The 313-nt window shown below is 44.1% G+C and carries 1 protein-coding gene; it reads right to left on the bottom strand.

What is annotated here, in order from left to right; all coding sequences use genetic code 11:
* Positions 1-218, bottom strand: a 218-nt coding sequence (locus SB772_RS39840) for a Clp protease N-terminal domain-containing protein (RefSeq protein WP_410838496.1), incomplete at its 3' end; no start/stop codon positions are given.
* Positions 219-313: the final 95 nt, after the last annotated feature.

Below are 313 nucleotides of genomic sequence, written 5' to 3'. Positions count from 1 at the left end.
TGCGGTAAACGATTTAATGCCTGATTGATATCTGTGCGCAACTGGCCAGCATTTATGCCAGCTGATGTTAACAAAGGACTAACCGAACCCCCTTCCTGATTCAGCAGGGCGCTCATTAAATGAAGTGGTTCGATGAATTGGTTGTCGTGCCCGAGTGCAAGTGATTGGGCATCGGCAAGAGCAAGCTGGAATTTATTAGTAAGACGATCCAGACGCATAACTCCTCCCATAACGGATCAAAGTTGCTACTGGAGATTAAATGAGGTCATCCCTCAATTATTCAAGGTTATTGACCAGATTAATGTGAAAAGAA

The organism is Paraburkholderia sp. SIMBA_030, assembly GCF_046535245.1.
GTDB lineage: Bacteria > Pseudomonadota > Gammaproteobacteria > Burkholderiales > Burkholderiaceae > Paraburkholderia.
The sequence above is the reverse complement of the archived record's forward strand: the minus strand, read 5'-3'. Positions and strand labels throughout refer to the sequence as shown.